Below are 11,754 nucleotides of genomic sequence, written 5' to 3'. Positions count from 1 at the left end.
CTACTCCGTCCGAATGCGCGGATCGACAAGGCCATAAGCTATGTCTACCAGAAGATTGACGCCGATAATCAGCATCGACAGAATTGCGATTGTCGCCTGAAGAACAGGATAATCGCGTCCAGCAACAGCATCAAACGCCAGCGTTCCCATGCCCGGCCAGTTGAAAACGCGTTCAATTACCACAATGCCGCCGAGTAGACCACCAAACTGAAGGCCGATGAATGTAATCAGCGGAATGGCACAGTTGCGCAGTGCATGCTTGTAGAGCACTTTGTTTTCGCTCAAGCCTTTGGCGCGGGCGACCATGATATATTGCGATTGCAAGGTTTCGAGCATTGATGTGCGCACAAGACGAACATTGGTTGCCGTCAGAATGATGCCCATCGTCATGGCTGGCATAATGAAACTTGCAAAACCGCTCATGCCGCTTGGTGGTAGCCATTGCAGAGAAATACCAAACAGCAAAACAAGCATTGTGCCGAGCCAAAAGTTCGGAAAAGACAGGCCAACCAGCGAACAAATGCGAATAAGCTGATCGGCCCATTTGCCACGCGATACAGCCGCTTTAATGCCCAGCGGCACTGAAATCACGATGGATACAAACAGCGATGCAAAAGCCAGCATCAGCGTTGCAGGCAAGGCACTGCCAACCAGAACGGAAACGGGTGTCCCACCCAAAAAGCTGCGTCCAAGATTAAGCGTGAACAGGCCTTTGAGGAACTCCCAATATTGCACAAGGAAAGGCTGGTTCAGGCCCAATCCTTCGCGGATGCGCTCTAGATCGGCTTCTGTGATACTGCCCGCACCTTGCGTCAGCATCAGCGCCGGATCGCCCGTAAGCCGGATTGCATAGGATACAAGCATTGTCATGGCTATAAGCACAAACAACGCCTGCAAAATTCGTTTTATGAGAAATCCGGCCACCAGAGCGCCTCCGAAATGCGGTGGCAAGCCGATAAACGGCTTGCCACATTAGTCTTATCAATCAACAGTCACGTCGGTGAGACGCAGGCGGCTATCTGGAACCGGAACAAAGTTCTTCACGCGCTTGTTCACGCCAAAGATTGCCTTGAGGTTATAAAGCGGCATTTCCAGAGCACGGTCGGCTGCATAATGCGCGATTTCCTGAAGCAGCTTTTCGCGCTCGCTACGATCAAGAACCGAACGCTGAGCTCCGAGCATCTTGTCGAGCTTTTCGTCCTTGTCATATGGGTTCCACTTTTCGCCCGAATGATACATCGAGTAAGCCGTGTTATCGTAATCAAGCGTCCAGCCACCCCATGACTGCTGGAACATCGCGCCGGTCTTGCCCTGCGGGATGATGTCGTTGAGCAGAACATTGGTGTCATAAGGCTTGATGGTCGCATTGATGCCAACCATCTGCAGGAAGGAAGCGACAGCCTGTGCAACTTCATTGAAGGTCGCTTCATTGCCGCGAACATCGATCTGTACTTCTGCGCCCGGCTGAACGCCAGCTTCTTCAAGCAGCTTCTTCGCCTGTTCAGGATCGTAAGGCAGCGGCTTCATTTCAGGATCAAAGCCAAACGAAAGCGAACCCTGGAAGCTTGCGATCTGCTCTGCCTGACCAGCGAGGATCGACTGAATGATCGCATCACGATCAACCGCCATGATCAGTGCCTTGCGCACGCGCTCATCCTTGGTAATGCCGTCGCGCGTGTTGAAGCGAAGCGCATAAACAGTTGGACCAGCGGTCGTGACGAGTTCGAGCTTTGGATCGGCTTCAATCGTCGGGATCATGCCGATTGGAATGGTCGGCGGAATGACGAGATCAACGCGACCAGCCTGAAGTTCGGCAACGGCTGTCGAAGGTTCAGTGATAAAGCGATATTCAAGCTCTGAAAGCTTCGGTGCGCCACCCCAATGATCAGCAAAAGCTTCGAGCTTGATGTTGACCTTTGGCTCATAGGACACAAACTTGAACGGGCCAGTACCGACTGGATGCGTGTTGAAATAATCATCACCCTTTTCGGTGATGTATTTCGGCGGAACGATCATCGCGCCATAAGCGGCAAGCTTGGTGATCAGAACCGGATCAGCAGCCTTCAGATGAAAATCAACGGTCTTTTCGTCGATGATTTCAACTTTGTCGATTGCGATATAGTTCGAACGCTGCGGACCTTTTGCGCCTTCATCTCCAAGCAGACGATCAAAGGTAAACTTCACGGCTTCGGCATTAAATGGCTCGCCATCGTGGAACTTCACACCTTCACGCAGAGTGAAGCGAATGCGCTTGCCGTCATCCAGCTCTTCCCATGACGTCGCAAGGCCGGGAACGATTTTCAGATCAGGACCGCGATAAACCAGACCGTCGAAAATATTGGTGCCGACAGATGCCCAATTGACGAGGAACGTATCAATCGGATCCCAGCTTCCGGGATCCTGCGGCGACGAAACGGTAAGCTTTCCAGCGGCGAAAGCTGGAGCCGACGCAATCACAGCCGCCGACAGAGCGGAAGCCAGAAAAGCGGCTTTCAGTGCTTTCTTTATCATTATTTTCCCCTTTGGGTTCGTTGAAGCATTTCCAGCAAAAGTGTTAAGCGGTTTTGCGTTGGACCATGCGATGAAAAGATGGTGCAAGAATTCAAGCGCTTTCGGCGACGAAATGGCCTGATGAAATCTCGCGATAGTTATAGATGGTCGGCTTGTCATCGATGCGACGGGTCGTGCTTGGAATTTCGCCTTCGAGCGCTGCGCGCTCGGTACGGGCCGAAGGATCGGCGATCGGCACGGCAGACAACAGGCGCTGCGTGTAAGGATGCGATGGCGTTTCAAACACCTGCCGACGCGAGCCAAGTTCCATGATTTGGCCAAGATAAAGCACCGCAACGCGATGGCTCATCTTTTCAACCACAGCCATGTCATGGCTGATGAAGAGATAGGCTAAGCCCTGCTCCTTCTGAAGGTCCATAAACAGGTTGATCACCTGCGCCTGAATCGACACATCAAGCGCTGACAAAGCTTCATCAGCGATAATCAGTTTCGGTTTTGAAGCAAGCGCGCGTGCAATGCAGATACGCTGGCGCTGTCCACCCGAAAACTCATGCGGATAGCGCGATGCATGTTCCGGGCCAAGACCAACGCGCTCTAGCAGTTCTGCCACGCGTGCATTGATCGCCTTGTTATTGTCGAGAAGACCATGCGTGCGGATTGGCTCTGCAATGGAAAAGCCGACAGTCTTGCGCGGATCGAGTGATGCAAACGGGTCCTGGAAAATATACTGCACTTCGCGACGCATCGCGTAGCGCTCTGGAGAACTCATCTGCGAATAGGCTTTGCCATTGAAGCGAATATCGCCTGCTAATGGCGATTGAAGCTGCTGGATTGTGCGTCCAATGGTCGATTTGCCCGAACCGGATTCACCAACCAGCGCCAGCGTTTCACCCGGATAAATGTCGAAAGCGACCTTAGAGACCGCATTGCATACATGAGTGACTTTGCCAAAAATGTTCTTCTTGATCGGAAAGCGCACATACAGATCATCAACGGCAAGAAGCGGCTTTTCACCGTAACGTGCGGTATCCTGAATGCGTTCTTCACCCGTTAAAACAGGCACGCCATCGCGCATCATCATAACCGGCATCCGTTTTGGGAACGCCTCGCCCGTCATGCTGCCGAGCTTTGGAACTGCCGACAAAAGCGTTTGTGTGTAAGGGTGCTGCGGCGCTTCAAAGATACGGCCTACCGGGCCTTCTTCGACCTTTTTACCCTTCCACATCACGACAACATCGTCAGCCATTTCAGCCACCACGCCCATATCGTGCGTGATGAAAATGACCGCCATTTCAAGCTCTTTCTGCAAGTCCTTGATGATGTGCAGAATCTGTGCCTGAATTGTGACATCAAGGGCCGTTGTTGGCTCGTCAGCAATGAGTAGTTTAGGACGGCAAGCCAGTGCCATAGCAATCATCACGCGCTGGCGCATACCACCAGAAAGCTGGTGCGGATAACGCTTAAGCAGGCCTTCGGCATCCGGCAAACGCACCATTTCCAGCAGGCGTTTCCCCTCAGTCAGAGCCGCACTCTTCGACATACCTTCATGCAGCATCAGCACTTCAGAAAGCTGGTTGCCAATGGTGAAAACCGGATTGAGCGATGTCATCGGCTCCTGAAAGATCATCGCAATGTCTTTACCGCGAATACCGCGCATGGCTCTCTGATCCGCTTTCAGAAGATCGCGCTCGCCTTTAGGACCATTAAACAAAATGCGACCATTGGGGAATTTTGCGCCACTCATATCAGCAAGGCGCATAATCGAAAGCGAGGTAATCGACTTTCCTGAGCCGGATTCACCGACAACTGCCAGCGTGCGGCCAGCAGAAACAGAGAAATTCAGATCATCAACAACGCGATTGCTGCCGAATTCAACACTCAGACCCTCAACCGTCAGCAGAGGCTTGGACACAGTTCCGCTCAAACTCGTAACTCTCTTATAGTGTTATGGCAGACCGCGTGGCCTGATTGAATGCACCGGACATGAAGCGCAGCAATGCGGCAACTTCCGAAAGGGTTTCTTCTGAAGGGCGGGCATTGGCGGTCGATTCGACCAATAACCGCTCACGAATCTCGCGATAACGCGCACAAGCTTCTGCGCCCTTTTCGGTGATTTTGACCGTCTTTTCCTTGGACGCCTTACCAGTGGTCAAAAGCCCGGCTTTTTCCAACTTGCGGATGGCGTAGGTGGCGATATGCGTATCTTCGATATCAAGCACCAGACAGATATCAGCCAGCTTCTTTTCACGCCCACGATGCCGGATTGAATGAAGGATCAAAACTTCGATTGGCGAAAGCCCCGGCAAACCGGCAGCTGCCATGCAGCGAACCATCCAGCGTGAGAATGCATGGGAAGCGAGAATAAGGCCATATTCCACCTCGGAAAGACCAGGCGAACCGCCTTCTGCAAGGTGCGAAGAAGATACAATAGGGCCAAGAGATGCGACAGAACGTAAATGCTTAGGCAACGAGACTTCATCAAAGCCCAACGACTGCATATCCGCTGGCGCTTCCGCCATCAGCTCGCCATCTCTGTTATTCCCCATATAAGCTGCTCCCTTTTTCTTATTTGTTTTATGTCATCATCTTATCGACATTTTGTCAATAAAGTGGTGTCGTATTTTCTGAAATGCCGATAATTAGATAAATAGGTGATAGTTGAGAGCGCTATTCGGCCTCGATCTCAGCTGCGTCACGGCGATTTTTAGAACAGAAAATCGCAGTTTCAGGCTATTTGGATTCAGATTGCTCAAATTACAATAAAAACAAAAATATATTCCGATAAGTATCCAAAAGCGGTGATTTTCGACGCATCATTAGAAAATAATTCCTGTATTTTAATTTCATCGAATATTTTTACAGGTGACCTTACAAATGAAGTTCGCAAAAATCCTCGCTACAGTCGGCGTTCTCCAGGCAGCTCTTCTCTCGACCGCGCTTGCGGGCGATAACCTTGAAGCCATTAAATCGGCTGGCGTTCTCAAGATCGGCACTGAAGGCACCTATGCGCCATTCACCTTCCACGACAAGGACAACAAGCTCGTTGGTTTTGACGTGGAAATCGGCGAAGCCGTTGCTCAGAAGCTCGGCGTGAAGCCTGAATTCGTTGAAGGCAAGTGGGATGGTCTCATTGCTGGCCTCGATGCCAATCGTTATGATGCCGTGATCAATCAGGTCGGCATTACCGAAGAGCGCCAGAAGAAGTTCAACTTCTCAAACCCTTACATCGTTTCCAAGGTCGTTCTGATCGTCAATGACAAGAACGATACCATTAAGGACTTCGCCGACCTGAAGGGTGTAAAAGCCGCTCAGTCGCTCACCAGCAATTATGGTAAGCTTGCAACCGAAGCCGGTGCAGAACTCGTTGCAACAGACGGTTTTGATCAGTCGGTCCAGCTTGTTCTGACAGGCCGTGCTGATGCGACGCTCAATGACAGCCTTTCTTTCCTCGACTTCAAGAAACAGCAGCCGAAAGCTCCTGTAAAAGTCGTTGCAGAAAAGGAAAACGCCACGGCTTCCGGCATTATCGTGCGCAAAGGTGATGACGAGCTCGTAGCGGCTATCAACAAGGCGCTTGATGAAGTCAAAGCTGATGGAACCTATGACAAGATTTCTCAGAAATACTTCGGTCAGGACGTTTCGAAGTAAGCTCTGGATAGTGTCTTCAAAGAAAGCCGGAACCAGTTTCCGGCTTTCTTTCATTGTGTATATGTTATTTCCTGAGAATTGAGTGTTCAGGTCCTATCCCAGCTAAGGAATTTGAGACGTGCCCGATTGGCTTCAACTCATGGCGGATTCCCTGCCCACCCTACTTTGGGCCGGGCTTAAGTTCACCATCCCACTGACGATACTTTCGTTCATTTTCGGCCTATCGCTCGGATTGCTTACAGCGTTGGTGCGCTTGTTTGCGCCGGTCTGGGTATCGCTGATTGCGCGGTTCTACGTCTGGATTTTCCGCGGCACACCAATGCTGGTACAGCTGTTTGTGATCTTCTACGGTCTTCCAAGCGCAGGTATTTATCTCGACGCCTTTACGGCAGCCGTTATCGGCTTTTCGCTGAATGTTGGTGCTTATAGTTCGGAAGTTATCCGCGCCGTAATTTCTGCAGTTCCGAAAGGTCAGTGGGAAGCAGCCTATTCCATTGGCATGAGCTGGCGTCAGGCACTAACCCGCACCATCCTGCCACAGGCAACACGCACTGCCGTTCCGCCGCTGTCTAATACATTCATCTCGCTGGTGAAAGACACATCACTTGCTGCAGCAATCACCGTGCCAGAACTGTTTCAGTCGGCACAACGCATTGTTGCCACCACCTATGAACCGCTGGTGCTTTATATTGAGGCAGCGCTCATCTATCTGGCGCTCAGCACGATCCTGTCCAATCTTCAGGCACGACTGGAAAAGCGTTTCAAACGCTATGGTGGAACGCTGGAGACAAACTCATGATTGAGCTGAAAGATATCGTCAAAAGCTTCGACGAGGTTGTGATCCTCAATGGCATCAACGTGAAAATTGCCGAAGGAACAGTCACAGCACTTGTCGGCCCATCAGGCGGCGGCAAGAGTACACTGCTGCGCTGCATCAACTTGCTCGAAGTCCCAACGTCCGGCACGCTAACGCTTGGCGGTCAGAGCTTAACGTTTGATCCCGACCGCAAACCAAGCTGGCAGGCGATCCAGTCTATTCGCCGTCAAACGGGTATGGTATTTCAGAATTTTCAGCTTTTCCCGCATCAGACAGCCATTCAAAATGTTATGGAGAGTCTGATAACGGTCCTGAAATGGCCAAAGGAAAAGGCAAAAGAACGCGCCATGGAGCTGCTTGTAAAAGTAGGCATGGCACATAAGGCCGACGCCTGGCCTGCAACGCTTTCTGGCGGGCAGCAACAGCGTATTGCAATTGCACGTGCCCTAGCGCCCTCACCGCGTGTTCTGCTTTGTGATGAGCCAACATCTGCACTCGATCCAGAATTGGCATCGGAAGTTGTGGACGTGTTGAGCAAGCTTGCAAAGGAAGGTACGACGATGGTCATTGCCACGCATGACCTGCGCCTTGCTTCAAAGATTGCGCAAAATGTCGTGTTCTTGGAAGCCGGCAATATTGTCGAAACTGGCACTGCGCATGATGTGTTCGTCACGCCAGCGCGCGAACGGACCAAGCAGTTCGTGGCGACAATCAATGCCGCGCACAGCTACGACATTTGAGACCTGAAAGTCATTTCTGATTCTGATAATGGGGCTTTTGCAGACAGCAGGAGCCCCTATTCATATTAGCCCTATCAGATTCATGCGTCCTTTTATCAATTTTCCCACGACTGGTCCCTGCCTGCCCCTTGGTAAATGCCCAAAGCGCTGCTACATTAAGGGCAACGTAAAAATTGAAGCGCATTGCTTGCGTCCTTTACAGGTTCGCGCGGCGCCATAAGGATAAGAACCTTGAAAAACCCCGAGGAGCGCCCCGCAGCAACGGCGCAACAAGGGGCGTCCGGCGGACAAACGGGCAACCAACAGGCTCGGAATCCGTCCGAGAACGGCAAGCGCAAACCGCGCAAGCAAGCCGTTCCAGAAGTCGGCAAGGCAGCAAAAGCCCCCGATTCAGGACGCTCAGACACTGAAAACAAAGGCTCTCAAAGCCAGCGCAAGCGTGCGCGCCGTCGCAACCGTGGCAAATCCCCCGGTGGCTCTGACGTGCGTGGCCAAAAGCCAACAATTGCTGAAATACCGAATCCAGATACTAAATCCGCAGATGGAAAGCCCGGCGGTAAAATATCGAATCGCCGCAGGCGTGCCCGCAAAAAGAAGCAGGCTCGCCAGCAAGGAAGTGCGCCTGTAGCTTCAGACAATGTTACAAAGCTGCAAAATCCCACTGCCCGTTTGGAGCCAGCGGGCAACGCATCACCGCAGGTAAAACGCCATTCGACCAATACGCAAAGCGTTCGCAGCCATGCGCCGCATGAAGCACCGCTCTATGCAGCGCTCGATCTGGGGACCAATAATTGCCGCTTGTTGATTGCTTCACCAACACGCCCCGGGCAGTTTCGTGTTGTGGATGCTTTCTCGCGCATCGTGCGGCTTGGTGAAGGCCTAAGTTCAACCGGACGGTTGAGCGAGCACGCGATGCAGCGTGCTATTGAAGCTTTGAAGATTTGTCACGACAAGCTTGAATCTCGTAAAATCAAGCGTTCACGTTTGATTGCGACTGAGGCTTGCCGCTCTGCCGCGAATGGCGAAGAGTTTCTCGAGCGCGTTCGCACAGAAACCGGGCTCGAACTTGAAATCGTTGACCGTCAGACAGAAGCCCGCCTTGCTGTATCGGGCTGCGGAACGCTGGTTACACGGGAAACCGATGCGGTCGTGCTGTTTGATATTGGTGGCGGCTCATCAGAAATCGCGTTGATCGATGTGACGCAGCGCCGCTCACCGCGACTTGCTGAGCATATTATGGCTTGGACCTCCCTGCCCGTTGGCGTTGTCACGCTTGCCGAACGTTTCGGTGGCCGCAATGTCACGCAGGAAAGCTTCGATGCCATGGTTGGCCATGTCACAGACCTGCTTTCCGGTTTTGCAGAACGCAACTGTCTTGGAAACCTCACGGCAAGCTCGCGCTTCCATCTGTTAGGCACATCTGGAACAGTGACAACACTTGCTGGCATCCATCTTGGACTTGAACGCTATGATCGGCGGCGCGTCGATGGTATGTGGATGGGATCAGAGGACGTGACGCAGATGACGCAACGTCTGCTGTCATGGGATTTTGAGGCCCGCGTTGCCAATCCCTGCATTGGAGCCGATCGTGCTGATCTGGTGCTTGCAGGTTGTGCTATTCTTGATGCCATACGCAATGTGTGGCCGAGTGAAAAACTTCTCGTTGCCGATCGCGGATTGCGCGAAGGCATATTGACCGAACTCATGTCGCGTGATGGTGCCTGGCGCCACAACCGCGCGCCAACCGTCAAAGCTGGCGGCAAAACCGACTTAAGAAACAGGCACTAAGATGAGCAAAGCAGGCGGAAACAAGAGCGGCACCAAAACCGGCGGACGCGGCGGTGCAGGAACCAGCAATCTTCGCGTTCGCGTGAAGAAAAAAGCCGGAACGATCAAGGAATCGTCGCGCCGGTGGCTACTGCGCCACCTGAATGACCCCTATGTTCACCAATCGAAGAAGGATGGCTATCGTTCGCGTGCAGCTTATAAGCTAATCGAAATCAATGATCGCTATAACCTTCTAAAAAAGGGTCAGAAGATCATCGATCTGGGTGCTGCACCCGGCGGCTGGTCGCAAATCGCTGCTAAGATTGTTGGCTCAACAGACGAGAATCCGCAGATTGTCGGCATCGATTATCTGCATGTTGATCCGCTTCCCGGCGTTATTCTGCTGGAAATGGACTTTCTCGACGATGAAGCCCCTGCAAAACTGATGGAAGCGCTTGGCGACAAGCCTGATCTGGTGATTTCAGATATGGCAGCACCAACGACTGGCCATCGCCGCACGGACCACTTGCGCACCGTGCATCTTTGCGAAGTTGCGGCTGATTTTGCGGTATCAGTTCTCAAGCCCGGTGGCCACTTCCTGACAAAGACATTTCAGGGTGGCACTGAAAATGAACTGCTTGCGATGCTCAAACAGAAATTCAAATCTGTGCATCACATCAAGCCGCCCGCATCGCGTGCAGAATCCGTCGAGCTTTATTTGCTCGCACGTGACTTCAAAGGCTAAAAACGACCATCAAGGCGGCTTTCAAAGCCGCCTTTTTATTTGCCATTAGACAGACCTGCTTCTTCCAAAGCCGCAGCATCATTGCTCTTACGCTTAAACTTTGCAGAGCTTGAAAGCTCGTGGCCTGCATCCGGTGCCAGTCGTGCAAACCAGAAAATTGCCGTTGCCGATACTAACGCCACCACGAAGAATCCAATATGGAAATCTGCCAGCTGTAACGGTGCGCGCCGAACCGCCGTGCTCAATTCGAGAATGCCACCCGCCAGCGCCACACCAAGCGCGATTGAGACCTGTTGCGCGACCGCGGTAATTGGCGTCGCCTGACTTGTCTTGGCATCAGGAATTTCGGCAAAGGCCAGAGCATTCACTCCAGTGAAGAACAGCGAGCGGAAAAATCCACCGATCAGCAAGAAACCGATAATGACACCATAAGGTGTATCCGGAAAAAATAGCCCATTGGCTGCAATAAAACCGGCTGAGATCAGCGATCCATACATCAGTGTGCGGCGGAAACCGAACAGGTTGAACACCTGCCTCGCACCGAACTTCATGCTGATCGCACCAATTGCCGAAACGAACGTCATCATACCGGACTGGAACGGCGTCATGCCGAAGCCGAGCTGAAACATCAAAGGCAGCAGAAACGGAATTGCGCCAATACCCAACCGGAAAACACTGCCACCAAAAACAGCGGCGCGGAAAACCTGATTTTCGAATAGTTTCAGATTAAGCAGCGGATCAGTCACGCGTCGCGCATGAAGGATATAAAGAACAGCGCAAGTCAAGCCGAGAGCCACGACGACAATGCCAATGACTGGCGGCAGTGCGGGCAGACTAACAACCGACAAGCCAAACACGACGCCCGACATCGCAACACCGGACAGGACAAATCCCGGCCAATCAAGCGGCTTTAGAATACGCTCATCGGTATCCGGTAGAAAGCGGGTTGCAAACCAAATGCCAAGAAGACCAATCGGCACATTGATGAGGAATATCCAGTGCCACGAAAAGAAGGTGGTAATAAACCCACCGACCGGCGGGCCAACCAATGGCCCGACCATCGCGGGTATGGTTAGCCATGCCATCGCTGACACAAGTTCACTTCGAGGCGTCGAGCGGATCAACACCAAACGCCCGACGGGCGTCATCATCGCACCGCCCATACCCTGCAAGAAACGCGCAACAACAAAAGCAGTCAACGAGTTCGAAGCCGCACAAGCAACAGACCCCACCACAAACACAGCGATCGCTGCACGAAATACATTCTTGGCACCGAATCGGTCCGCCATCCAGCCGCTTACCGGAATAAAAACCGCAAGCGAGACGAGATATGCAGTCAGTGCGAGTTTTAAGGCAATCGGGCTGGTGCCAATGTCAGCGGCAATTGCAGGTAGCGATGTTGAGATGACATTGGAATCCATCTGCTCCATGAAAAGAGCAATGGCCAGCACGAGAGGAACGATGCGGTTCACGGTAAAAATCCGAATAAAAGCAGCAAATTACAATTAGCTTCAATGTCGTTATAC

The 11,754-nt window shown here is 52.2% G+C and carries 10 protein-coding genes; 5 read left to right on the top strand and 5 right to left on the bottom strand.

What is annotated here, in order from left to right:
- From WH356_RS16465 to WH356_RS16450, 4 genes are all read right to left on the bottom strand, one after another.
- On the bottom strand, positions 1-924 hold the full coding sequence (locus tag WH356_RS16465) for an ABC transporter permease (protein WP_339512702.1): 924 nt from the start codon (positions 922-924) through the stop codon (positions 1-3).
- A 57-nt stretch (positions 925-981) separates the two neighbouring features.
- Positions 982-2,511, bottom strand: coding sequence for an ABC transporter substrate-binding protein (locus WH356_RS16460; protein ID WP_339512700.1), 1,530 nt, complete (start codon positions 2,509-2,511; stop codon positions 982-984).
- A 91-nt stretch (positions 2,512-2,602) separates the two neighbouring features.
- Positions 2,603-4,423, bottom strand: coding sequence for an ABC transporter ATP-binding protein (locus WH356_RS16455; RefSeq protein WP_339512698.1), 1,821 nt, complete (start codon positions 4,421-4,423; stop codon positions 2,603-2,605).
- 25 nt (positions 4,424-4,448) lie between these two features.
- Positions 4,449-5,057: a winged helix DNA-binding protein gene (locus tag WH356_RS16450; protein WP_339512697.1), complete on the bottom strand. Its 609-nt coding sequence runs from the start codon at positions 5,055-5,057 to the stop codon at positions 4,449-4,451.
- A 328-nt stretch (positions 5,058-5,385) separates the two neighbouring features.
- On the opposite strand from WH356_RS16450, the gene WH356_RS16445 reads away from it, so the two are divergent.
- The 5 genes from WH356_RS16445 to WH356_RS16425 all read left to right on the top strand — a co-directional run bounded on the left by WH356_RS16445 (position 5,386) and on the right by WH356_RS16425 (position 10,228).
- Positions 5,386-6,159, top strand: coding sequence for an amino acid ABC transporter substrate-binding protein (locus tag WH356_RS16445; protein WP_339512695.1), 774 nt, complete (start codon positions 5,386-5,388; stop codon positions 6,157-6,159).
- 118 nt (positions 6,160-6,277) lie between these two features.
- Entirely contained in the window at positions 6,278-6,958 is a 681-nt protein-coding gene (locus tag WH356_RS16440) for an amino acid ABC transporter permease (protein WP_339512693.1), read from the top strand.
- The gene (locus WH356_RS16435; RefSeq protein WP_339512691.1) at positions 6,955-7,716 is read left to right on the top strand and encodes an amino acid ABC transporter ATP-binding protein; all 762 of its coding nucleotides are present in this window, start codon (positions 6,955-6,957) and stop codon (positions 7,714-7,716) included. The genes WH356_RS16440 and WH356_RS16435 overlap by 4 nt, the downstream gene beginning before the upstream one ends.
- A 231-nt stretch (positions 7,717-7,947) precedes the next feature.
- Positions 7,948-9,504 (top strand): Ppx/GppA phosphatase family protein, encoded by a 1,557-nt coding sequence (locus WH356_RS16430; RefSeq protein WP_339512689.1) that lies wholly within the window; start codon positions 7,948-7,950, stop codon positions 9,502-9,504.
- Position 9,505: 1 nt separating this feature from the next.
- On the top strand, positions 9,506-10,228 hold the full coding sequence (locus WH356_RS16425) for an RlmE family RNA methyltransferase (RefSeq protein ID WP_339512687.1): 723 nt from the start codon (positions 9,506-9,508) through the stop codon (positions 10,226-10,228).
- A 35-nt stretch (positions 10,229-10,263) separates the two neighbouring features.
- Here WH356_RS16425 and WH356_RS16420 read toward each other — a convergent pair whose 3' ends face one another.
- Positions 10,264-11,700 carry an MFS transporter gene (locus WH356_RS16420; RefSeq protein ID WP_339512685.1) on the bottom strand — a complete coding sequence of 479 codons (1,437 nt, stop codon included), beginning with the start codon at positions 11,698-11,700 and terminating at the stop codon, positions 10,264-10,266.
- Positions 11,701-11,754 lie beyond the last annotated feature (54 nt).

The organism is Ochrobactrum sp. MYb379 (genome assembly GCF_037479515.1).
GTDB lineage: Bacteria > Pseudomonadota > Alphaproteobacteria > Rhizobiales > Rhizobiaceae > Brucella.
This window is presented reverse-complemented; position numbering and strand designations above follow the sequence as displayed.